19 protein-coding genes are annotated in these 23305 nt (G+C 69.0%); 12 read left to right on the top strand and 7 right to left on the bottom strand.

What is annotated here, in order from left to right:
* Positions 1-3 precede the first annotated feature (3 nt).
* Positions 4-282 carry a zinc ribbon domain-containing protein gene (locus ABZ412_RS13685; RefSeq protein ID WP_357280247.1) on the bottom strand — a complete coding sequence of 93 codons (279 nt, stop codon included), beginning with the start codon at positions 280-282 and terminating at the stop codon, positions 4-6.
* A gap of 255 nt (positions 283-537) precedes the next feature.
* Here ABZ412_RS13685 and ABZ412_RS13680 point away from each other — a divergent pair, with 255 nt between their 5' ends.
* Together ABZ412_RS13680 and ABZ412_RS13675 are read left to right on the top strand one after the other, a co-directional pair.
* Positions 538-2220: a cytosine permease gene (locus ABZ412_RS13680; RefSeq protein ID WP_357280246.1), complete on the top strand. Its 1683-nt coding sequence runs from the start codon at positions 538-540 to the stop codon at positions 2218-2220.
* Between the two features lie 160 nt (positions 2221-2380).
* Complete coding sequence (locus tag ABZ412_RS13675) at positions 2381-2821, top strand: MarR family transcriptional regulator (protein ID WP_357280244.1); 441 nt, start codon at positions 2381-2383, stop codon at positions 2819-2821.
* A 48-nt stretch (positions 2822-2869) separates the two neighbouring features.
* Here ABZ412_RS13675 and ABZ412_RS13670 read toward each other — a convergent pair whose 3' ends face one another.
* Both ABZ412_RS13670 and ABZ412_RS13665 read right to left on the bottom strand, forming a co-directional pair.
* The gene (locus tag ABZ412_RS13670; RefSeq protein ID WP_357280242.1) at positions 2870-3715 is read right to left on the bottom strand and encodes a universal stress protein; all 846 of its coding nucleotides are present in this window, start codon (positions 3713-3715) and stop codon (positions 2870-2872) included.
* 110 nt (positions 3716-3825) lie between these two features.
* A complete protein-coding gene (locus ABZ412_RS13665) occupies positions 3826-4431 on the bottom strand; it encodes a TetR/AcrR family transcriptional regulator C-terminal ligand-binding domain-containing protein (protein ID WP_357280240.1) in 606 nt (201 codons plus the stop codon).
* 94 nt (positions 4432-4525) lie between these two features.
* On the opposite strand from ABZ412_RS13665, the gene ABZ412_RS13660 reads away from it, so the two are divergent.
* The 7 genes from ABZ412_RS13660 to ABZ412_RS13630 all read left to right on the top strand — a co-directional run bounded on the left by ABZ412_RS13660 (position 4526) and on the right by ABZ412_RS13630 (position 15261).
* Positions 4526-5578: an alpha/beta fold hydrolase gene (locus ABZ412_RS13660; protein WP_357280238.1), complete on the top strand. Its 1053-nt coding sequence runs from the start codon at positions 4526-4528 to the stop codon at positions 5576-5578.
* 138 nt (positions 5579-5716) lie between these two features.
* Positions 5717-6652, top strand: coding sequence for a hypothetical protein (locus ABZ412_RS13655; RefSeq protein WP_357280236.1), 936 nt, complete (start codon positions 5717-5719; stop codon positions 6650-6652).
* Between the two features lie 229 nt (positions 6653-6881).
* A complete protein-coding gene (locus tag ABZ412_RS13650; RefSeq protein WP_357280234.1) occupies positions 6882-9044 on the top strand; it encodes a glycosyltransferase family 39 protein in 2163 nt (720 codons plus the stop codon).
* A gap of 257 nt (positions 9045-9301) precedes the next feature.
* The gene (locus tag ABZ412_RS13645; protein ID WP_357280232.1) at positions 9302-10438 is read left to right on the top strand and encodes a BTAD domain-containing putative transcriptional regulator; all 1137 of its coding nucleotides are present in this window, start codon (positions 9302-9304) and stop codon (positions 10436-10438) included.
* A 101-nt stretch (positions 10439-10539) separates the two neighbouring features.
* Complete coding sequence (locus ABZ412_RS13640) at positions 10540-13212, top strand: alkaline phosphatase family protein (RefSeq protein ID WP_357280229.1); 2673 nt, start codon at positions 10540-10542, stop codon at positions 13210-13212.
* Positions 13213-13294: 82 nt separating this feature from the next.
* On the top strand, positions 13295-14530 hold the full coding sequence (locus ABZ412_RS13635; protein WP_357280227.1) for a cytochrome P450: 1236 nt from the start codon (positions 13295-13297) through the stop codon (positions 14528-14530).
* 161 nt (positions 14531-14691) lie between these two features.
* Positions 14692-15261 carry a helix-turn-helix domain-containing protein gene (locus ABZ412_RS13630; RefSeq protein ID WP_357280225.1) on the top strand — a complete coding sequence of 190 codons (570 nt, stop codon included), beginning with the start codon at positions 14692-14694 and terminating at the stop codon, positions 15259-15261.
* A gap of 18 nt (positions 15262-15279) precedes the next feature.
* Here the strand turns inward: ABZ412_RS13630 and ABZ412_RS13625 are convergent, their stop codons facing one another.
* Entirely contained in the window at positions 15280-16197 is a 918-nt protein-coding gene (locus tag ABZ412_RS13625; RefSeq protein ID WP_357280223.1) for an alpha/beta hydrolase, read from the bottom strand.
* Positions 16198-16202: 5 nt separating this feature from the next.
* Positions 16203-17666 carry an NAD(P)/FAD-dependent oxidoreductase gene (locus ABZ412_RS13620; protein ID WP_357280221.1) on the bottom strand — a complete coding sequence of 488 codons (1464 nt, stop codon included), beginning with the start codon at positions 17664-17666 and terminating at the stop codon, positions 16203-16205.
* Between the two features lie 140 nt (positions 17667-17806).
* Between ABZ412_RS13620 and ABZ412_RS13615 the strand changes: the two genes are divergently transcribed.
* Positions 17807-18847, top strand: a complete 1041-nt coding sequence (locus ABZ412_RS13615) for an NAD(P)-dependent alcohol dehydrogenase (RefSeq protein ID WP_357280219.1) — start codon at positions 17807-17809, stop codon at positions 18845-18847.
* A 9-nt stretch (positions 18848-18856) separates the two neighbouring features.
* On the opposite strand, the gene ABZ412_RS13610 is transcribed toward ABZ412_RS13615, so the two are convergent.
* Positions 18857-19789, bottom strand: a complete 933-nt coding sequence (locus ABZ412_RS13610; RefSeq protein WP_357280217.1) for an alpha/beta hydrolase — start codon at positions 19787-19789, stop codon at positions 18857-18859.
* Positions 19790-19813: 24 nt separating this feature from the next.
* Between ABZ412_RS13610 and ABZ412_RS13605 the strand changes: the two genes are divergently transcribed.
* On the top strand, positions 19814-20566 hold the full coding sequence (locus ABZ412_RS13605) for a hypothetical protein (protein ID WP_357280215.1): 753 nt from the start codon (positions 19814-19816) through the stop codon (positions 20564-20566).
* Between the two features lies 1 nt (position 20567).
* Here ABZ412_RS13605 and ABZ412_RS13600 read toward each other — a convergent pair whose 3' ends face one another.
* Positions 20568-21440: a hypothetical protein gene (locus ABZ412_RS13600; protein ID WP_357280213.1), complete on the bottom strand. Its 873-nt coding sequence runs from the start codon at positions 21438-21440 to the stop codon at positions 20568-20570.
* Between the two features lie 288 nt (positions 21441-21728).
* Here ABZ412_RS13600 and ABZ412_RS13595 point away from each other — a divergent pair, with 288 nt between their 5' ends.
* Positions 21729-23186: an amino acid permease gene (locus ABZ412_RS13595; protein WP_357280211.1), complete on the top strand. Its 1458-nt coding sequence runs from the start codon at positions 21729-21731 to the stop codon at positions 23184-23186.
* The last annotated feature ends 119 nt before the right edge of the window (positions 23187-23305 follow it).

Raw genomic sequence — 23305 nt, 5'->3', positions numbered from 1 at the left:
GATTCAGGGACGGGGTAGCTTGCGGTGCAACGGGTTTCGGGTCACCGGGGGTCGGCTGCCGGCGGGCGGGGCGGTCACCACCGGCGGTTCGGCCGCGGTGCGGGCGGTAGCGTCGAGCAGCCGCATCGCGAGTGAGTCGCCGTGCAGCAGCGACCCGCCGCCGACTCGTCGCCGGGCCGGTTGCCCGCAGGTCGGGCACGCCGATTTCGCGGGCACTTCGGCCATGGGGTGGATGCGTTCGAAGCCGCCGCACTCGCGGCAGATGAACTCGTAAAAGGGCACGCGGCCGCTCCGTCCTCCCCGGCGCCGAGGCCGGGGATTATTTTCATTTGTATCTATTTCAGTTGAACACGATACGAAGCGGTACATGTCACTGCGGCGAAACCAGTGGGTTAACTGCCAGTTTCAGGATCCCTGCCCGGTATCCGGCTCGTTAATTTTCATATGGATTATATTCATCTGAAAATATCGCATCTATGGTCTGTTCTCGTTGCGGATCTGAGGCCCAACGGCCTCGACAATGAGGAGAACGACACCATGAGCACCACCCGGTGGCAGCGGTTCCAGGCGTGGGCCGCGCGCGACAATATCGAGGACTACTCACTGCGCTACGCGCCCAAGTCTTTCCGCCGCTGGAGTCCGATGGCCTGTTCGGTCGCGGCCCTCGGCGGCATCGCCTACCTCGCGGACTACTCGATCGGGGCGTCCATCGCCGTCACGCACGGCGCGGCGAGCGCCGTCATCGCCATCCTGGTCGCGGCGGTGACCATCTTCCTGACCGGCATCCCGATCGCCTATTACGCCGCGAAGTACAACCTGGATATGGATCTGCTCACGCGCGGAGCGGGTTTCGGCTACTTCGGCTCCACGCTGACCAGCCTCATCTACGCGAGCTTCTGCTTCATCTTCTTCGCGCTGGAGGGTTCGATCATGGCGCAAGCCATGAAGCTGGCCTTTCACATCCCTTTGCCGCTCGGCTACGTGATCGGCTCACTGGTGATCATTCCCCTTGTGCTGTACGGCATGTCGGCGCTGGCGAAATTCCAGGTATGGACCCAGCCGCTGTGGCTGATCCTGTTCGCGGCGCCGCTGGTCACCATTGCCGTCGGCGATCCGTCCGGCTTCGACGGCTTCCTGTCCTGGGCCGGTGACGGCGGCACCGCACGGGTCACCGCCATCGGCGTGGGAGCCGGTGCGGGCGTAGCGCTTTCGTTGATCGCCCAGATCGGCGAACAGGTCGACTACCTGCGTTTCATGCCCGAGAAGTCGGAGACCCCGGCCTGGCGCTGGTGGTCGGCGGTACTGGCGGCGGGGCCCGGCTGGGTGGTGCTCGGCGCGGCCAAGCAGCTGTGCGGCGCGTTCCTGGCCTTCTACGTCGCCGGCCAGGTGGGCTTCGCCCGGGCCACCGAACCGATCGAGGAGTTCCTCGGTGGCTACGGCGCGCTCATTCACAACCATGCGGTCGCGCTGACCATCGCCACGATCATGGTGCTGCTGTCGCAGATCAAAATCAATGTCACCAACGCCTATTCGGGCTCGCTCTCCTGGTCGAACTTCTTCAGCCGAGTGCTGCACGTGCATCCGGGGCGAGTGGTGTGGCTGGCGCTGCACATCGCCATCGCGCTGGCGCTCATGCTGGGCAATATGTTCACGGTCCTGAACACGATTCTGGGGTTCTACTCGAACGTGGCCATCGCCTGGATCGGGGCGATCGTCGCGGATCTGGTGATCAACAAGGGCATTCTGAAGATCAGCCCGCCCTTCATCGAGTTCAAGCGGGCCTACCTGTACCCGGTCAACCCGGTCGGATTCGTGTCCATGCTCGCCGGGTCGGGACTGTCGATCGTGGCCTACTTCGGTGTCTTCGGCTCGTTCCTGCAGGCCTGGTCGCCGTATCTCGCGCTCGCGGTGGCGGTGGTGCTGACGCCGCTCATCGCCCTGGCCACCGGTGGGAAATACTATCTGGCCCGGCCGAATCCGCTGCGGGAGGAGATCGAGAAGGAGCCGCTGTGGGCCGGTCAGACGCTACTGGACGTGGTGGACGGGAAGCGATACGAACTGCCGGATATGGTGCACGACTGCCCATTCCACGGCGGCCCGGTGTCTTCGCTGTCGTGCACCCTCACCAAGGGGTGTGCCGAGCAATGCCAGTCGCCGTCCTACGCGGACGCGGTGAAAACCACGGATCTCGACCTGACTCCGGCGCGGGTCTCGAGCTGACCGGCGCGGGAGTGGCGGGCGTATCGACGGTGCTTCGCCCGCCGCGCTTTCCGCGTATCGACCCGGCGCGAATCCGCGCTGCGGGCTCGTCGCGGCACGGGGAATCACCCCGTGGTACTTGCAGGTGAAAATAAATCGAATGGCGCTGTACAGTGCTGTGGTGGACGATAGCACCGCCCCGGCCGCCCTGGACGATCTCGCCCGGCTCGTGCGGCGGGCGTCACAGGAACTGGACCGGGCGATCGCGACCTGTCTGGGCGAATCGTCGGTCGGCCGTTGGCATGTGCTCGAGGCGGTGGCCGGCGGTACCGGACTGTCCATGTCACAGCTGGCCGACGCCACCCTGCTCAACGCCGCCACGCTGACCCGCCTGATCGACGCCATGATCGCCGACAACCTGGTGCTGCGGAAGGTGGACGACACCGATCGCCGCCGGGTGCTCGTCTTCCCGACCCGGCGCGGTCAACTGACCCGCAAGGTGATGGAACAGACCCTGGCCGCCAGTGGCCTCACCGAGATCGCCGCCACCGCCGCGTCCGCGACGAAAGCGCTGACGGCGCTGATCGATCGGGTCGCGGCGACCGAGCCGGCGCCGCTGTGACCTCCGTCCCGCGGGTGACCGATGCCCACGGCCGCGGGACGGTGCGGCTCACGGCGTGGGAGCGATCATGATCGGCGTTTGCACCGAGAGGAGCAGGGACTGGCTGGTGGAGCCGAAGACCTTGCTGGTGAAGCCGCCTCGGCCGCGGGTGCCGACGACGAGGAGCTGGGTGCCCGAGGAGAGGGCCAGCAGGGAGCGCTCGGGGGTGTCGTGGGTGGTTTCGCGGTCGATGCGGACCGAGGGGTAGCGCTCCTGCCAACCGGCCAGGGATTCGGCGAGGACGTAGTCGTCGAGGGCGTCCATCTCGGGGTCGTCGGAGGCGCCTTCCGCGTGCAAGGCGATCACCGCGACACCGCGCGCGGCGGCCTCTTCCAGGGCGGCGTGGATGGCGGGCTCGCTGATCTTGGTGCCGTCCACGCCGACCAGGATCGGGCGGGTCGGCAGATCCACCGGTAGCGGGACGCCGTCGCGGACAACCACGAACGGGCAGTGGGCGCGGCGGGCCAGGACCGAGCTGACCGAGCCGAGCAAGGCGCGGCGCAGGGTGCCGCCGCCGCGGGCGCCGCCGACCAGCATGCGGGCCGTGTGCGTGCGCTCCAGCAGCGTCGGAACGACCGCGCCGGTGGTCAGTTCGGTGGTGACGGTGAGGCCGGGGGAGGCTTCGGAGGCCGCCTGGGCCGCGGTCTGCAGCAGCCAGGTGCCGTGCTCCTCCAGTTGGTCGTAGTCCTGGGTGGTGATCGTGGTGCCCAGGCCCAGACCCTGATCGGGGGTGATCTCCAGGACCCGCAGCAGGTGCAGCGGCGCGTGGTGCAGGGCGGCGGTGTGCGCGGCCCAGGCCACGGCGGAGCCGGCCGATTCGTCCACGGCGACGATCACGGTATCCCCGGTCGACATTGCTACGTCCTCTCCCACCGGCGAATCACGCGGTGCGGCTACGGGATAGCTGAACGCTCGCTACCGACCCTACGCCGCGCCCGGACCGGAACCGGCCAGCGGCACCGCGGTCATTCCGGCGACGACGGGCCCGGCGTCGCCGGCAGCCCGTTCAACACCAGGTCGACGATGCGCTCGGCGTAATCGTCGTCGAACGGTTCGCGCGTGAGCAGCTTGCGGAAATGCACCGGCGCGGTGAGGGTTTCGAGCACCAGCCAGGCGTCGGGGGCGGCCGCCAGCTCGCCGCGGTCGACGGCGCGGTCGAACATCACCCGGCCCGCCTCCAGCCGGGTGCGCCAGAACTCGGCCCGGGCCCGCGCGAACTCCGGATCGTCCTCCCCGCCGGCCATCACCCGTCCGAGCGCGGTGCCCAGCGGCGAATCCACGATCGCCATCAGCGACCGGTTGAACTCGATCAGATCCGCGCGCAGCGATCCGGTGTCGGGGACCGGCAGATTCTGCTCGCTGTGTTCGAGCAGCGCGTCGAAGACCAAGCGGTCGCGGGTCTTCCAGCGCCGATAGATCGAGGTCTCGTGCACGCCCGCGCGGGCCGCGACCGCACCGATGCTCAGTTGGTCGAAGCCGTCGGCGGCCAGCGTGTCCAGGGCGGCCGCCAGGACGGCCTCCCGCACGCGCGCGGAGCGGCCGCCGGTGCGGCGGCGAATCGGGTCGGTCACCGAATCAGATTAACGCAAGAGCTCTTGCGTTAGACCGAAGGTGGGTCTACCGTCTCAAACGCAAGTTGAATTGCGTTAACGGTAGGAGGATCGAATGGCGTTCCACTGGCAGGTCGACCCGCAGGACCTTTTCGTCGAGCGATACCCGCAGATGGTGGGCACCGGGCTGCCCGCCGCGGACGTCGACGCCACCCGCGCCGCCATCACCGCCATGTGGGCCGACGCACCCGGCGGCTGGGTCCGTGAATGGTCGGAGCTCGCTGAGCGATACGGGCGCGAGGGTGAGCACCGGCGCGCCGCGCTCGCCTACGGCTGGGCGAAATTCCCAACCCTGGCCGACCCGCTCAAGCGCACCGCGCTGACCCGGCAGGTTGATCAATACCTCCTCGCCGCAACGGATTTCGGTATCGACTTCGAGCGCATCACGATCGAGTCCCCGCATCGCGGCGACCGCGTCGAGGTCCCGGCGCACGTACTGACCCCGCCCGGCTGGTCGTCCACCGACCCGGTCCTGATCGCCTCCGGTGGCGTCGACTCCTGGAAAATGGACCTGCATGACCTGTTCGCCGACCTGGCGCTGCGCACCGGGCTGCGGGTGCTCGCCTTCGACATCCCGGGCACCGGCGAAACGACCGTGCCCCTCTCGCACGACGCCGGCTATGGCATCGTCCGCACGCTCGTCGACCGGGCGCGCGGTCTCGGCGGCGGCCGGGTCGCGCATCTGGGCATCTCCATGGGCGGCTACTACTCCGCCCGCGCCGGACTTGCCGCCGAGGTGGACGCCGCCATCGTGCTGGGCGGCCCGGTCGAGCGCTCCTTCGACGCGGACCGCACCTGGGCCTACGGTATGCGCGGAATCGTCGGCAATGCCATGGGTTTCGACGCCGAGCCCACCGATGCCGAGCTCGCGCAACGCATGTCGGCGTTCAGCCTCCGGAAGTGGCTGGACCGGGACTGGAACGCGCCCATGCTGGTGCTGAACGGCGCGGACGACGTGCACATCCCGCAAGCGGACACGCTGGTCTTCGAGGGCCGGCGCGACACCGAGGTGCATCTGCTCCCCGGCACCGGACATTGCGCGATCACCAAACTGCCTGAGGCGACCCGACTCATGGTCGACTGGCTGACGGGCACCGCGCACTGGTGACGGCCGCACCGCGCGGCCCTGGGTGTGGGGGCCGCCATCGCGGTGATCCGGTTCACATCGACACCTCTTGCAGATACCCCCTGGGGGTATTACCTTGATCTTCCGTAAGGCAGTGAAAGAAGTTGAGAGGACGAGGAAATGACCACCCAGGCCCACACCGGACACCACGACCACACGGCCCACGGCGAGCACGCCGGACACACCGAGCACGCGGCTCACGCCGACCACAACGCGCATGCCGCGCATGCCGGGCACGAAGGTCACGCCGCCCATGCCGATCACGCGGCGCACACCGGGCACGCCGATCACAACGCCCACGCGGGGCACGGCGACCATGCCGCGCACGGCGGTCACGACGCCGGAGTGCCGGGCGGCCTCCAGGTCACCCAGGACGGCTACACTCTCGATCTCGCCGAAAAGGTCGTCGTCGCAGGCGAAACCGAGTTCCGCTTCCGCATCCTCGGCCCGGACGGCGCACCCGTCACCGAGTTCGACGCCATCCACGACAAGGAACTGCACCTGATCGTCGTGCAGCGCGAGCTCACCGGCTTCTGGCACGTACACCCCGAACGGCAGGCCGACGGCACCTGGACGGTCCGCCTGAACCTCCCCGAGGCGGGCGCCTACCGCGCCTTCACCGATATCGCGCCGCGCGCCCTGGGCCGGACCATCACGCTCGGAGCGGATTTCGCCATCGCCGGCGACTACCGGCCGGGAGCCGCGCCGCAGCCCGACCGCACCTTCGCCGTCGACGGCTACGAGGTCACCCTGGACGGCGATCTGGTCGCGGGGGAGGGCCGCCTGCTCACCCTCACCGTGCGCAAGGACGGCGAACCGGTCACCGACCTGCAGCCCTACCTGGCCGCCTACGGCCACCTGGTGATCCTGCGCGCCGGGGACCTGGCCTACGTCCACGTGCACCCGAACGGCGAGCCCGGCGACGGCGTCACCGCGCCCGGCCCGGACGTCACCTTCCACACCGCCGTCCCCGGCCGCGGCACCTACCGCCTGTTCCTGGACTTCAAGCACGGCGACAAGGTCCGTACGGCCGCCTTCACCCTCCCGACGGTCTGATCCTCGAGTCCCCCAGCATGCTCGAGCTACTCCGTCACTGACAAGCACGACCGGATACCTGGAAAGGGCACCCGCCACAGCGGGTGCCCTTCCGGCTTTTCTGCCCTCCTGTCGCAGCTCAGGCCCTCACAGGGAACTCCCAGCCGTCTCGAAGCTGTGGTCAAATACCGCGGCCTAGGCTCCGCGACGACAGAGAAATCGGGTTGGAACAGCACAGAAAGCGGGTGGCATGTCGACCATCACCGGTGTTGCGGACGATGCGGCCGTACCCAAGGACGGTGACGTGTCCCCGGCCGGTGGGCGGCCGCGCTGGGAACTAGCGGCCACCACGGCGCTGCTCATCGCCACGGCCGTCGTCTACCTGTGGGGACTCGGCGGAGCGGGCTGGGGCAACGGGTATTACGCCGCGGCCGTGCAGTCGGGCACCCAGAGCTGGAAGGCGCTGCTGTTCGCCTCGCTGGATCCGCAGAACTCCATCACTGTCGACAAGCCGCCCGCCGCACTGTGGGTGATGGCCTTGTCCGGCAGGATCTTCGGCTTCAACGCCTGGTCCATGTTCGTGCCGCAGGCGCTGATGGGCGTCGCGTCGGTCGCGCTGCTCATCGCCGCGGTGCGACGCTGGGCCGGACCCACGGCCGGGCTCATCGCGGGCGCGGCGCTGGCGGTCACGCCGGTGGCGGCCATGATGTTCCGCTTCAACAACCCCGACGCCCTCATGGTGCTGCTGCTGGTGGCCGCCGCGTACTGCACGGTGCGGTCCATCGACGCACCGGGACAACGGTTCTGGTCCAGCGGCACCGGCTGGCTGGTCGGCGCGGGCGTGCTCATGGGGTTCGGCTTCCTCGCCAAGATGATGCAGGCGTTCCTGGTCCTGCCCGGGCTGGCGCTGGTGGTGCTGGTGGCCGGTGCGGGCGGATGGCTCACGCGCGTCACGCGATTGGCGTCCGCGGGCGTGGCGCTGGTGCTGTCCGCGGGCTGGTACGTGGCTCTGGTCGAACTGTGGCCCGCGAGCTCGCGGCCCTTCATCGGCGGATCCACCAGCAACAGCCTGTGGGAGCTGGCCGTCGACTACAACGGTCTCGGCCGGATCCTGGGCAACCACAACGGGGGTGGCGGCGGACCGCGCACCATGCCGTCGACTCTGCCCACGCCGTCCGCCGCGCCCACGCCGTCGGCGGCGCCGAATCCCTCCGCCCTGCCCACCCCGGGCGGCTACCCCGATCCGTCCCAGATGCGCGGCGGCTTCGGCGGATTCGGGTCCCAGCCCGGCATCACCCGGCTGTTCTCCGGTGAACTGGCCACCGAGTTCTCCTGGCTGCTGCCCGCCGCGCTCATCGCCTTGATCGCCGGGTTGTGGCTGACCCGCAGGCAGCCGCGCACCGACCGTGTCCGGGCGGGCCTGCTGCTGTGGGGCGGCTGGCTGCTGGTCACCGGCATCGTGCTCAGCTACATGAGCCGCAGCTTCCACTCCTATTACTCGATGGAACTGGTCCCCGCGCTGGCCGCCGTCCTCGGCATCGGCGCGACCCAATTGTGGCAGCGCCGAACCCATCTCGCGGCGCGGGTCACCCTCGCGGTCCTGGCTCTCGCCACGGGCATCTGGTCGTTCGTGCTCCTGCACCGCACGCCCGAATGGCTGCCGTGGCTGCGCTGGACGCTCATGGCCTTGGCGGTGGTCACCGCGGCCACGCTGCTGATCGCCCCGAAACTGCCGCGGTACACCCTCGCCATCGGTGTGTTCGCGCTGCTGGCCGGGCTGCTCGGCCCCACCGCCTACACCCTCGAGACGGTGGCCGGTGTGCACCAGGGCGGCAGCCCGATCGCGGGCCCGGCCCGGAGCCAGCGCGGTGGTCCCGGCCAGAATGCCGGTGGCCCAAGCCAATACGGTGGTGGGCAGCGCGGCGGGGTCGCCGATCCGCAGATCGTCTCGCTCGTCGACGGCAGCGATGCCCGCTGGGCGGCCGCCGCGATCGGCGCGCAGGACGTCGCCACCCTCGAATTGACCACCGGCAAGGCGCTGCTCGCGATCGGCGGCTTCAGCGGCCGCGACCCGTCCCCGACGCTGGCCCAGTTCCAGCAGTACGTCGCCGACCACCAGATCGGTTACCTGCTGATCCGCCCGCGTCAGGGCAACGAGCCCGGCGGCGCCTCGAACCAGGGGCAGCCGAACAACTCCCAGCCCGGCGGCAACGCCCATGCCGGTGGTGGACACCAGCCCCGCCAGGATCAGAACGGCCAGCAGCCGGGCGGTCAGCAGTCGGGCGGTCAGCAACCCAGCGGGCAGGGCTCCGAATCCAACGGATCCACCGGCGCGGAGATCACCGCCTGGGTGAAGGCCAACTATCCGGTGACGATGGTCGGCTCGGTGGAGGTCTACAACCTCAACCCCTGACCCCCGAAACCACTGACCCCCGAAAACCACTGACCCCCGAACGCCCTCCACCTCCATACCGTTCGCATGCGCTGGTGCGGGCACCCTCCCGAAAGCCGCCCGCACCGGTGCATGCTTCTCAGTACCCGGTCGATGGAACGAAATCGCGAGCGGGACCGACCAGTTCGGTGAGATGTATTCGGTGGATGCGAAGGGCGGGGGCGACCGTGCGAAGTTACAGTGACGGGCCAGAAATGGGGCCCGGCGGGAGGTCGGCGATGGATGGGGTGCGGGCGGGGGTGGGCGTGCTCGGTCCGGTGCAGCTGACCATCGACGGAGTGGCGCAGCAGCTGGGCGGGCCCAAGCAGCGGGCGGTGCTGGCCTACCTGGCCATCAACGCCAACCGGCCGGTCTCGGTGGACGCGCTGGCCAGTGCCGTCTGGGAGGACAATCCGCCGCCCGACGTGCGGGTCAGCCTGCACGCCATCGTCTCCAACCTGCGCAAGCCGCTGCGCGACGGCGGCATCGACGCCCGGACCATGCTCCAGCACATGGGCACCGGCTACCGCATCGTGGTCGAGGACACCGCCTGCGACGTCTTCCGCTTCCGCACCCGCCGCGAGAACGGCATGCGCGCGCTGGCCGCGGGACGCTTCGTCGCCGCCACCGAGGCCCTCTCCGACGCCCTCGCGCAGTGGCGCGGCCCGGTGCTGTCGGATCTGCGCGGGCTCGGCTTCGCCGACGCCTACGCCGTCGCCCTCGACGACGAGCGGATCGGCGTCATCGAGGCCCGCGCCGAGGCCGATATCGCGCAGGGCCGCGCCGAGGGCGTGGTCGCCGAACTGAACTTACTGGTCCGTGACCATCCGCTGCGGGAATCGCTGTGGGAGCAGCTGATCACCGCGCTCTACATGACCGGCCGCCAATCCGATGCGCTGGAGGCGGCCCGCCGCCTACGCGGCATCCTCGCCGAGGAGCTCGGCATCGATCCCGGCCACCGCATCCGGGACCTGGAATCGCGCATCCTGCGCCAGGACCCGCTCAGCGTGCGCCAGGTCGCCGCCGCCTCGGCCACCCGCGCCACCACCATCGTGGACCGCAGCTGGCACGAACCGCAGGCGCTGCTGCGCGACCGGTCCGGGCACGTCCACCCGGTGGTCGGTTCCACCACCCGGATCGGCCGCCTGTCCGATAACGACATCGCGCTCGCCGACGGCCGGGTCAGCCGCCACCACGCCCTGCTCATCGACAACGGTCACACCTGGGTGATCAAGGACCTGCACTCCTCCAACGGCGTGTATGTCAATGGTGCGCGCATCGTGGACAGCGGGTTATTGTCCGACGGAGCGGTGTTGCGCATCGGCGACACGGAACTGGTGTTCGTGCTGGTCCGCACCGATGACAGCACCGGTTGAATTAACTGACCCTTCACCGGTGAGCCCCCTCACCGCCACGAATCCCCAAGGTCGGTCGGCGATCCTCGAGATAGCCGTTCCGATGCTCATTAGGGGATGCCATGGATCGGAGGCGTTTTCTGAAGCACGCCGCGCACGCCGGTGGCGCGGCCGGAGCCATGTCGATGCTCCCGCCGAGCCTGGCCCAGGCCTGGGCCGAACCCGCCCCGCCCGGCGGCTGGGACCGCATCGAGCACGTGGTGATCCTGATGCAGGAGAACCGCTCCTTCGACCACTACTTCGGGTCCATGCCCGGCGTCCGCGGGTACGCCGACCTGAACGCGCTGCAACTGTCTACCGGCCGCTCGGTCTTCCACCAGCCCGACGGCGGCCGCGTCGTCCTGCCGTACACCACCACGCTGCAGAACATCGACGGCACCGACCACGGAACCCGCACCGGCCACGACGCTTTCGCCGCCGGCCGCAACGACGGCTGGATCAGGGCCAAGGGCGAGGGCAGCATGGTCGGCTACGACCGCGACAGCCTGGGCTTCTACTACCAGCTCGCCGAGGCGTTCACCCTCTGCGACGGCTACCACTGCTCGGTGAACGGGCCCACCGACCCCAACCGCATGTACCTGTTCACCGGCACCGTGGAAAACCCGCTCGCCCTGGACAATTACGCGGAGAACCTGCAGGTCTCGCTGTTCTCCGACGACCTGAAACTGCGCTGGATGCGCAGCCTGCCGGTCACCGGCATCGTGGACGCGGTCCTGGGCCTGGTGCACGGCCTGACCGGCGCGCTCCCGCCGCCGGTGGCCGCCGCGCTGGCCGGACTGGTCGGGCCGCGCACCGGCAACCTGTTCCTCTACGACGCCCTGCTCAGCCCCGACGCCGGGCGCTACGTCAACGACATCATCTTCGGCCTGCCCTGGACCACCTACGCCGAACGACTCCAGGACCGCGGCATCGGCTGGCGCGTCTATCAGGAGTGGGACAACTACACCGACAACGCGCTCGACTTCTTCCTGCCGTTCCGCGAGGCCGCGCGCACCGCGCTGAAGTACACCAACGGCGGCCGCGGCGTCGCCTTCGAGAACTTCTTCCGCTACTACTCGGACCTGGAACGGGATCCGAGCCTGGAACCCGCCTACGCCGCCGCCCTGAAACGGGGCATGGACGAACTGTCGGCCGGGCAGCGAGCGCTGGTGGAGCGCGGGCTGTTGCGTTCGCGCACAGGAACTCTGGTGGAATCGTTCCGCACCGACGTGGCCACCGGGCGACTGCCCACGGTGTCCTGGATCGTCGCCCCCTACGTCGACTGCGAACATCCGGTGATGGGCCCGCGCAATGGCCAGGCCCTGGTTCGCGGGGTGCTGGAGGCGCTCGCCGAACACCCGGACGTGTGGAACAAGACCGTCTTCATCCTCAACTACGACGAGAACGACGGGTACTTCGACCACATCCCGGCCCCGACCCCGCCGCCGGGCTCCCCGGGGGAGTATTTCGGCAGCCACCCTGTCGGCCTCGGCGCGCGGACCCCCGCGATCGTCGTGTCGCCGTGGAGCAAGCAGGCGGTCTCCTCCGAATTGTTCGACCACACCTCGGTTCTGAAGTTCCTGGAACGCGTCACCGGCGTGGCCGAGCCGAATATCAGCCCATGGCGGCGGCAGATGTGTGGCGACCTGTCCGCACTGTTCGACTTCGGCTCCCGGCGCACCCTCATCCTGCCGAACGCCTCACCCCGCACCGAGCAGTCGATGTCCGGTGCAGCGCAACCGCTTCCATTCGTACAGCGGATGCCCAAGCAACAGAGCGGCAGCCGGCCGCGGGTGCCGCTGCCGTATCGGTTGCAGGTGCGCTGTGCTCCCGGGGCCGACGGCGGGATCACGCTGACCATCGACAATGGCGGGACCGCGGCGGCGCACTGCCTGGTGTACCCGAACGCTTTCGCCACGGATTTCACGCCGACCCGCTTCGACCTCACCGGCGGCGGCTCGGTCACCCACGACCTACCGGCGGTGAACGGCCACTACGACTACACCCTCTACGGCCCGGACGGGTTCCAGCGCCGATTCGCCGGAGATCTCGGCGGACCGTGCGGCGGGCTGCGGGTCACCGCCACCGCCGCGGGCTCCGGTCGGCGCAAACTGGCGTGGACATTCGAAAACCCTGGTGAGAAGCCTGTTTCGGTGCGGGTGGTCTCGAACGCCTACCGCGGTGACGGGCCCTGGACCATCGACATCGCCGCCGGGGCGACGGAGCGCCGGGACATGCTCTGCGAGAGCGAGGCCGAAGGCGCGGGCTGGTACGACCTATCGGTGTCCGCCGCTGCCGACGCCGGATTCCTGTGCCGCGTACGCGGATTCGTGGAGACCGGCGCTGTGGGGAAGACCGCCGACGACGCCGCGCCCTTCACCCGGCTGCTGCTGGACCGGTCCCTGTACGAGCCCGGCCGAGATCTCGTCGTGAGTTACGGCCTCGCCGAGGCGGTGGCCGGGCACCGGCTCGCCGTCTACGCCGATCCCGGCGGATTCACCACCGCCGTCCCCGCGACGCCGGTGCTTCGCGGCCTCGCCCTGGGGAACGGGGTGACCCGGGACCAGGTGGTCCTCGGCGTCACCGAGCAGGCGTCCCCGGATGCCGCGAGCACCCCCGTGGCGGGCGTGCGGCAGGTGGCCGTGATCGACCCCGGCCCGCGGCTGGGACCGCTGCCCACTGGCTCCTACCTGCTGCATCACCTCGATGAGGCGAGTCGTCCGCTCGCGCATCCGGTGCGTTTCCGGGTGCTCTAGTACCGACCCGACCACCTGGTACATCGGGATAACTTTGCAACAGGTTCTAGACATCTTGTGTGTTTTGTCTTACCGTCGGTTCATGAGTTCAACGGCGTCTCATGCGGTGCGATTCGAATTGCGGTCCGGGGAGACCTGGCGCGATCCGTATCCCATGTATTCCCAACTGCGCGACCATGATCCGGTCCACCGGGTCGTCCCCGAAGGTCGCGAATCCGACGACTTCTACGTCCTGACCCGGCACGCGGACGTGTACGCGGCCGCCCGCGAACCCGAGAACTACTCCTCGGCCTCCGGACTGACCGTCGACTACGTGGACCTGGTGGCCGCCGGCTTCGGTGCCGCCAAGCCGTTCGTGTTCATGGACCCGCCCGACCACACCGACTTCCGCCGCCGCGTCTCACCGGGATTCACTCCCCGCCAGGTGAATTCGGTGGAGCCCGCGGTGCGCGCCTTCGTCGTCGAACGCATCGAACGGCTGCGCGCGGCCGGTGGCGGCGACATCGTCAAGGAACTGTTCAAGCCGCTGCCCACCATGGTGGTGGCGCACTACCTCGGTGTGCCGGAACAGGATCGGGGCCGCTTCGACGACTGGACCGAGAATATCGTCGGCGGCGCGGTCGCCGGGGCCGGACTGGCCGCGGGTGACCAGAACGCCTTCACCGCGGTCGGGGAGATGGTCGGCTATTTCAGCGAGCTCATCGACCGCCGCCGCAAGGAACCCGGCGACGACACCATCTCGCACCTGCTGGCCTCCGGGCTGGGTGAGGACGGCGACAACGAGGGCCTGCTGGCCATGCTCGGTTTCGCCTTCACGATGATCACCGGCGGCAACGACACCACCACCGGAAACCTCGGCGGCGCGGTGCAACTGCTCACCGCCTTCCCCGACCAGCGTCGCCTACTGGTCGAGAACCCGGCGCTGATCACCGACGCGGTCGAGGAATTCCTGCGCATGACCTCACCGGTGCAGGGCCTGGCCCGCACCGCCACCCACGACATCGAACTGCACGGCGTCACCATCCCCGAGGGCCGGCGGGTGCTGCTGTGCTACGGGTCGGCCAACCGCGACGAACGCGAATTCGGCCCCACCGCGGCCGAACTCGACGTGCGCCGCAACCCCAAGCGGATCATGACCTTCAGTCACGGCCACCACCACTGCCTGGGCGCGGCCGCCGCGCGCATGGTCGCCCGGGTGGCACTGGAGGAACTGCTGTCGCGCTGCCCCGACTTCACCGTCGACCTCGACGCGGTGCAGTGGGCGCACGGCAACTACGTGCGCTGGCCGATCTCGGTGCCGTTCCGCGCACAGGCCTGAGACTCCGGGCCGTCCGCAGCCTCGGACGGCCCGGTTGCACCGCCCGCGTATCGCGCGGGCAGAGTGTGAGGGAACGGGTCCGGCGTCAATGTCGCCACCGGACCCGTGACCGGAACACGGGACGCGCGAACGGGTCCGGATCGGATGGGAAGGGACACCGCATGAGCCGAGACTGGCTGGCCGACGGACGGGCCGACCTGGCCGCCGAACGCATTCTCGACGCGGCCGCGCGCCTGTTCGCCGAGCGGGGCGTCGCCGCGGTCGGCATGGGCGATATCGCCAAGGCGGCCGGATGCTCCCGCGCGACCCTCTACCGCTACTTCGAGAACCGCCAGGCCGTGCGCCTGGCCTTCGTGCACCGCGCCACCCGCCGCATCGCCGCGGGGGTGTTCGAGCAGGTCGCCGCCGTCGAGGATCCGGGCGAACGGGTGGTGGCCGCCATGCTCGGCTCGATTCGCGCGGTCCGCGCCGACCCCATGCTCATCGCCTGGTTCCGGCCTGGCGAATCCGGCGCGGCCGGGCGGATCAGCCAGGACTCCGACGTCATCGAATCCATCGCCGCGGGCCTGTTCGCGCCCACCCCGCTCACCGATCCGGAACGCAGCCGCCTGGCTCGCTGGCTGACCCGGATCATCGTGTCCTTCCTCGCCGCACCCGGCCGCGACGACGCCGAGGAACGCGCCATGCTCGAGGAATTCGTGGCGCCGGTGGTCAGCCGCGCTTTCGTCTGAGCCCGCGTTCGGCTCTGGTCAGCGGCCGGTGCGGTGGCCGAGGTGATGACCGAAGAGACGGTCCGACAGCATGGTCGCGAGATCGTCCACCGCCTCGCGCGCTACCCGCATCGGCAGCACATGGAAGACGTGCCAGAGATGCGGAAACTCGCGATGCCGTAGGGGCGCGGCGACTTTCGCGGCGAGCGCGGCGAACTCCCGCGCGTCTCCGGCGAGCAGATCGTCACCCGCCGAGTGCATCACGATCGGCGCGAGACCGGTGATGTCCCGATACAGCGGGGAACGAGCGTGCCGCTCCTGCTCCGGAACACCGGGCAGGTACGCGTCCATGAACTGCGCCATCAGCGGCGGATTCAGCAGCGGCTCCCGGCTCGGATCACAGTGGAACGCCGAAGAACTCGCGGACAGATCCAGCACCGGGCAGATCAGTCCCAGGATCGCGGGCTGCGGCTGATCCTCGTCGCGCAACCGAATCGCCAGATCCAGCGCCAGCCCGCCACCGGCCGAATCGCCCACCACGGCAATGCGTTCAGCCGGAATGCCCTGCGCCAGCAGCGCTCGATAGGCCGCCACCGTGTCCTCGATGGGTGCGGGGTACGGGTGCTCGGGAGCCAAGCGGTAGTCGAGGGAGTGGACCATCGTGCCCATGGCCGCCGCCAGCGCGCCGGTCAGGGGTCGGACCATGCTCGAGTTGCCGATCACATAGCCGCTGCCGTGCAGATACAGCACCGCCGCGTCGGCGGGAGCCGCACGCGGGGTGAGGGTTTCGACCGGTACGCCGCCGAGTCGACCGGCCGTGACGGCGACACCGCGCGGCGCGCGGGCGAAGGTGGTGCTCGCACCGACCCGTGCGCGTACCCGGTTCCAATCCGGGGCCGGGCCGAACATCCAGTGGCCGATCAGGCGGGAAACGAAGCGCCACACTGCTTTCTGCACGATCATCACTTCCCGCTCGGAATACTGTGCTTCAGATGGTAGTCCACCGGATCGGGCGTGCCGCGGATCAGCTTCTCGTAACGGCCCGGCGTCCACGGCCACAGCTCCGGCAGCCCGTCCTTGCCCAGGTACCAGCTGGTGCAGCCGGTGGTCCACACCGTGCTCGGCGCGGCGGCGCGCATGCGCGCGTTGTAGCGGTCGGTGGCGGCGTGGGTCGGCTCGATCGTTGTGAATTCGCCTGCGCGCCAGCGTCGCAGCCAGCTCACGATGCGCGCGGACTGCGCCTCGGCGACCGCGGTCAGCGGGTGGTTGGCGAAGGGGCTGTGCGGGCCCACCAGCATGAACAGGTTGGGGAAGTCCGGCATCATGACGCCCTCGAAGGCGCGCGGCCCGTCTGCCCACGCCTGGTCCAGGGTGCGACCGTGGGCGCCCGTGATCGCCATCGGGCGCATGAACGCGTGCGAGTCGAATCCCGTTGCCAATACCAGGATGTCGAGCTCGTGCAGGCGTCCGTCCGCGGTGACCACACCACGCCCTTCGACGCTGTCGATGTGCTCCGTCACCAGCGTGACATCGGGACGCTGCACTGCTTCGTAGAAGCGGTCGGAGACCACCAGCCGCTTGCACATGGCCTGGTAGTCGGGCGTCAGCTTGCGGCGCAGTTCGGGATCCTCGACCGAGCGCAGATGGCGTTCCACCACCCACTGGATCAGCTTGCGCACCCACCCGGGATGCACCAGGCCCTGCGAGAACACCGCGAACGCCCCGCGATTGAACCAGTAGGGGACCACGCCCAGGGCGGGCGCCAGCTGGTACAGCCGCTTGGCCGCCTTCGTGTACGGACGGTTCACGGTCGGCAGGATCCACTGCGGAGTGCGCTGGAAGAGCAGGACCTCCGAGGCCACACCCGCGAGCGCGCCCACCAGCTGGGTGCCGGTGGACCCGGTGCCGATGACGCCCACCCGTTTCCCGCGCGGCTCGACCTCGTGCCGCCAGCGCGACGAATGCATGACCGGGCCGTCGAACTCGTTCAGCCCGGGGATGTCGGGCCGGGTCGGGTGGTGCAGGAAACCCGTTGCGCACAGCACGAAGTCGAAGCGTTCCGTCGTGCCCTCGGACGTGGTGACCTGCCAGCCGTCGTCGTCGAACACCGCGCCGGTCACCTCCGCGCCGAAGCGGGTATTGCGGTCCAGACCGTGCTCGCGCGCCACCCCGACCAAGTAGTCCTTGATCTCCGGTCCGGCCGAATACAGCTGCGTCCATTCGGGATTCATAGCGAACCGGAACTGGTAGTACCGCGACGGCACATCGCACACCAGGCCCGGATAGCTGTTGTCGCGCCAGGTCCCGCCGTAGTCGTGGGCCTTCTCGAAGATGGTGAATTCGGGGAATCCGGCGCGCTGCAGGGCCACGGCCATGCAGATGCCGGAGATTCCGGCACCCACGATGGCGATCCGCGGTGAGTTCATGGGACGGGAGCCTAGACATGTGTCTTTCGGGCCGGGATGGGTTTGACGGATATCGGTAGACATTCCGTCATTCGCTAGACACTGTGTAAAGCGACTGCTACCGTGTGCGCCAGGTCACAACATCTAGGCAAGGAAGCACGATGCGCGCACTCCAGTGGACCGGCCCGGAAAAGGTGCAGATCAACGACATCCCGGTACCGGACATCGGACCCACCGACCTGCTGATCAAGGTCGGTGCCGCGGGCGTGTGCCATTCGGACCTGACGCTGGTCAACTTCCCCATCCAGTTGCGCGAGGACCCGCTCACCCTCGGCCACGAGGTCGCGGGCACCATCGAGGCCATCGGCTCCGACGTGAACGGCCGCGAGATCGGCGAACGCGGCCTGGTCTACCTGTTCTGGACCTGCGGCGTCTGCCGGGAATGCGTGAGCGGCAACGAGAACGTCTGCCTCGCCGCCGGCCGCGTCGCCATGCCGCCCACCCCGGGCCTGGTCCTCGACGGCGGCATGGCCGAATACATGCGGATCCCGGCCAGCGCCTTCGTGCCCATCGGCGACCTCGATTTCGTGCAGGCCGCTCCCGTCGCCGACGCCGCCCTCACCGCGTACCACGCGATTCGCGGCGCCCGGGAAGCCCTGCGGCCCGGCGGCACCGTCGTCGCCATCGGCATCGGAGGGCTCGGCCACGTGGGTGTGCAGATCCTGCAGGCCATCTCGGGCGTCCGGGTGATCGCGGTCGACCAGGCCCAGGAGAAGCTGGACCTGGCCCGCGACTGCGGCGCCGACATCGGCTTCCTCTCCGGCGCAGACACCGCCAAGCAGATCCTCGACCTCACCGACGGGCGCGGCGCGGACGCCGTGTTCGACTTCGTCGGCGTCGACGCCACCGCCAAACTGGCCTGCGAGACCGTTGCCCCCAACGGCGCCTACCGCATGGTCGGAATCGGCGGCGGCGCACCGGAGATCACCGCCGGACCCGCCGGCGGCCCGGGCTGGCCCTGGGGCGCCACCGTGCGCAAGTCGCTCGGCGGTACCCGCGGCGACCTGCACGCCTGCGTGGCGCTCGCGCAGGCGGGCAAGATCCACATGGAGGTCGAGCGCTTCGACCTCAACGACGGCCCGGAAGCCCTGCGCCGCCTGGACGCCGGGCACATCCGGGGACGCGCCGTCCTGGTGCCGTAGACGACGACATCAATCCTCGGCGGGCCCGATCTCGCCGAGGAACTTCGCGACCCGCGCCGCGATCTCGTCGGGATACTCGCCGTTGATGGCGTGCGACGCGTCCGGCCACACCTCGAACTGGCCGCCGGGCACCAGCTTTCGCGCCCGGTCCGCCAGCTTGCGGGAATTGTGCACGATGCTGCGGCCGGCGAAGATGCCCAGATACGGCTGGGCGAGTGCCGAAAGCTGTTCCCGGGAAATCCGATTCGTCATCGGCAGGTACGCGGCGAAGTCCTTCATGCCCGACGCGATCAACCGCCCCTCCGGCATGTCCTGCGGCGCGGACACGCCACCGGAGATCCAGCTCAGCAACGAATTGCGCCACTTCTCCGGCATGCCGGGCAGCACCGAGCCCAACGAGATGACGATCATCTTCCAGGTCATCGCGCCGAAAACGAACGGCGCGTCCAAGGTGATCAGCGACGCGACCCGCTCCGGGTGGCGCACCGCCAGATTCACCGCCGACCACCCGCCGATCGACACCCCCAGCACGTGCACGGGCCGAGACTCCAGCTCGGCCAGCGCTTCCGAGAGCCAGGTCGCCTGATCCGCGTCATCGGTCAACCGCTTGGACTGCACGCTCAGACCCGGCTCACCCAGCAGGTCCAGCGTGATCACCGGCCGCACCGCCATCAATCCGGGCAGATTCGCGGCCCACAGGGGAGTCGAGGCCTGGCGGCCCGGCAACAACACCAGTGGCGTCGTGTCCCCGTCGCCGAAACGATAGGCCCGCACGACGCCGAAACTCGTCGGCACGTCGATCGTCTCGCGCACCGGCGGCAACTGCTCGAACCCGTCCTGGTACGCCTGCGCGTACCGCCGATACCCCGCCGTCTCGCGGAAGTACCCGACCCGCTTGCCCTTGAACTTCGGACCCACGTTGCTCTCGGGAAACTCGACCATGGAATCCAGGTTAATCTCCACAGTATGGGGAGGCTCTGGCCGATGCTGGCCATCACGACATGCACGCTGCTCACCGCCTGCGGGTCCGGCGACACCATCGCGGATCCGCAGGCTCCGGCCAAAACGCCTCCGGCGACGACGGTGGATGCCGCGGCCCTGCCGATGTGCGGTGACATCCCCGGCGCGGGTGCGGGCGCACACGATGTGCTGCCGGATTGTCGATTGACCTCTCGCGACAGCGCGGGGCTCTCGTTCATCGTGCGGCACAAGGCGAGTGCCGAAGGCTACGACCGGACGAACGTCGATGTCCTGGGGAGCGACGGAAAATCCCTGCAGAATCTGTACGTCCGGGACACCGAGGTGCCCGCCGAGCCCTACCTGGCCGACCTGGACGTCGACGGTCGCGACGAGCTGATCGTGCCCATCTCCACCGCGATCGTGGGGAACTCGAACTACGTCGTCTTCCGGCCCAAGGCCGGCAAGTCCGAATTCGTCGAGGCCGGACGCGTTTTCGGCATCGGAGTCGATCGCACGGCGAGCGGCTACATCGCGGGCATGGCCAAGAACGGTCCCGCGGACAAGTACATCGAATTCCAGAAGTTCGTCGGATCGAAGCTGGTGTTCGTCGCGGAGATCATCCGGACCTACGACAAGGAAGGTCACAGCACCTGCCGCGTCGACGACGAAAAGGGCGTTCCCGAGTCCGAATTCAGCGATGAGGAAGTGGTCCGCCGCTTCTGCGGTGAGCAGCTGCTGCGCCCGGCCCCGGTCGGCTGATCTACTGCAATCCCGCGATGCGGCGGTGTAGCCAGCGGCGGGCTTCCGCGTCCCGGGCGTGCGCCAGAATTTTGCGGCGGGCGCCCGGGGAGAGCGCGGACAGCAGGTGGGCCAAGCGCTTCCGGGTATCCCAGCTGAGCAGGTAGCGGACCGCGCCCGCGGTGGCGCGGTCGTCGGCCAGCTCCACCGCTCGCGCGAAATCGGCCTGGTCCTCCAGGAGGAGGAACCGCGCCGGAATGCGTTCGTGCGCAGGGTATCCCGAGTACCTCCCGGTGCCTCCGGCGAACCAGGCGCACAGTCGCAGGATTCGATCGACGGGATCCGGGTATGCCATGAGGAGCAGGGCGCGGGTCTCCTCCACCTGGGGTCCGGTCAGACCGCCGCCGGTGGTGGACGTATCCAGGAAGAGTCCGGCGAAGGGTAGGAGCGGTTCGGGAATCTCGGCCACCCAGCCGTATGCGATGCGGTCGCTCTCGGCCTGGCGCTGCTCGGCCGCGCGGAACTCCTGCAGCGGCACCGGGACGCCGCGCACCGCCAGCCATTCGAGTGAGCGCATCCCGTCCGCGAGCCGCGCGTCCTGCGGCCAGCCGGGCCAGCGGACCGAGTAGCCGTGATGCAGGGTCACGGAGGTGAGGGGGCGTTCGTCGGCGTCGAAGAAGTCGAGCACCACATCGCCCCAGCACATGCACACGAAGCCGGGCAGGTCGGCGACCCGCAACGCCTCCCGCAGCGCTCGCACCGCAACCGGGTCGCGCTCCTCGATCAGGGTCGGCGCGTCGCCCGGCATCTCGCGGACCCGGACTCCCCGGGCGCCGGCCAGCACCCGGTCCAGCGCTTCGGGATCACCACCCGTGGCCTGGCCCCCGTCACCCATACCGAAACAGTAATCCGGCCCGACGGTCCTCGGCGTGGCGCGGTGACGGCACGCAGGGACCTTATCGTTGTCCAGCCAGTTGCTGAACTGGTACGTACCAGCCGATGCTACGGTTTCGTGTGATGCCGATAACTCCGGCCACCAGCGACGGCACACCGGCCGGGAGCCTGCCGGTGACCGATCGGTGAGAACTACTTTGTTGCCGAGAAGCCAGATTTAGGAGAGATAGTGGCGCTATCGGACTCCCCGCGAGACACTGCAGGTCCCGCTGCCCCGCGCGGAAGCGGATTGTTCCGGACCAAGTCGGTCGAGCAGTCGATCCGCGACACCGACGATCCGGACGCCAAGCTCCGCAAGGATCTGACCTCGTGGGACCTCACGGTCTTCGGCGTCGCGGTCGTGGTCGGCGCGGGCATCTTCACCCTGACCGCGCGTACCGCGGGCAACATGGCCGGGCCCGCCGTCTCGCTGGCCTTCGTGTTCGCCGCCGTGGCCTGTGGCCTGGCCGCCCTCTGCTACGCGGAATTCGCCTCGACCGTGCCGGTCGCGGGCAGCGCGTACACCTTCTCCTACGCCACCTTCGGTGAGCTCATCGCCTGGATCATCGGCTGGGACCTGATCCTGGAATTCGCGCTCGGCACCTCGGTCGTGGCCAAGGGCTGGTCGCAGTACCTCGGCACGGTCCCGAACACCCAGCCCATCTGGCACATCGGATCGGTCAAGTTCGACTGGGGCGCGGTGCTGCTCATCGCCATCCTCGGCGTGCTGCTGGCCATGGGCACCAAGCTGTCCTCGCGCGTGTCCGCGGTCGCGGTCGCCATCAAGCTGGCCGTCATCGCCCTGGTGGTCGTGGTCGGCGCGACCTACTTCAAGGCCTCCAACCTGAAGCCGTTCATCCCCGAATCGGTCCCCAATGCCGACAGCGGCGCGAGCGCGGTGCACCAGACCCTGTTCCAGCTGGTCACCGGCGGCGGCAACAGCCACTTCGGCTGGTACGGCCTGCTCGCCGCGGCCTCCATCGTGTTCTTCGCCTTCATCGGCTTCGACGTGGTCGCCACCGCGGCCGAGGAGACCAAGGATCCCGCCCGCAATGTGCCGCGCGGCATCCTGGGCTCGCTGGCCATCGTGACCGTGTTGTACGTGGCCGTGTCGCTGGTGCTCACCGGCATGGTGTCCTACAAGGACCTGCAGGGCAACGACGCCACGCTCGCAACGGCTTTCGCCATCCACGGCGTCACCTGGGCCAAGAACCTCATCTCCATCGGCGCGCTGGCCGGTCTGACCACCGTCGTCATGGTGCTGTTCCTGGGCCAGACCCGCGTGCTGTTCGCCATGGCCCGCGACGGCCTGATGCCGCGCAAGCTCGCCCACACCGGCTCCAAGGGCACCCCGGTCCGGATCACCGCCATCGTCGGCGTCGTCTGCGCCGTGCTGGCCGGTTTCGTCGACTTCGGCACGCTCGAGGAAATGGTCAATATCGGCACACTGTTCGCGTTCGTGCTGGTGTCGGTCGGCGTGGTCGTGCTGCGCCGTTCCCGCCCCGACCTGCCGCGCGGGTTCCGGGTGCCGCTGGTGCCGCTCATCCCGATCCTGTCGGTGCTGGCCTGTGCGTGGCTGATGTTCAACCTGTCGGTGGAGACCTGGCTGCGGTTCGTCATCTGGATGGCGATCGGCATGGTCGTGTACTTCGCCTACGGGCGCCGGCACTCGCTGCTGAACGGCCGGGAAGCCAAAACCGGTAGCTGATCGGGCGCTCAGGTTCGGTGCTGGTGGTGTGTCGTCCCGGATTCACCTCCCGGAATGCGGTTCAATTGCTCTCGAATAGTGAGAGTTGTGCCACAAGTTCCGCCCATCAGCACCGCTTC

This window comes from Nocardia sp. NPDC005746 (assembly GCF_040630785.1).
Classification (GTDB): Bacteria; Actinomycetota; Actinomycetes; order Mycobacteriales; family Mycobacteriaceae; genus Nocardia.
The sequence above is the reverse complement of the archived record's forward strand: the minus strand, read 5'-3'. Positions and strand labels throughout refer to the sequence as shown.